Source organism: Streptomyces aureocirculatus (genome assembly GCF_000720475.1).
Classification (GTDB): domain Bacteria; phylum Actinomycetota; class Actinomycetes; order Streptomycetales; family Streptomycetaceae; genus Streptomyces; species Streptomyces aureocirculatus.
The window spans coordinates 1-204 of record NZ_JOAP01000220.1 but is presented as its reverse complement, the minus strand read 5'-3'; the positions used below and the strand labels follow the sequence as shown (position 1 = coordinate 204).

Genomic DNA, 204 nt, shown 5'->3' with positions numbered 1-204 from the left:
GGCGCCGACCTCACCTACGCCTGGCCCACCAACGAGATCGCCGTCATGGGCGCCGAGGGCGCGGCCAACGTCATCTTCCGCCGCCAGATCGCCGCGGCCAAGGACCCCGAGGCGATGCGGGCCCGCATGGTCAAGGAGTACAAGGCCGAGCTGATGCACCCCTACTACGCCGCCGAACGCGGCCTGGTCGACGACGTCATCGAC

General features: G+C 70.1%; 1 protein-coding gene. It reads left to right on the top strand.

What is annotated here, in order from left to right; genetic code table 11:
• Positions 1-204: carboxyl transferase domain-containing protein (locus IG78_RS43745; RefSeq protein WP_037687880.1), on the top strand; the 204-nt coding region annotated here is incomplete at both ends.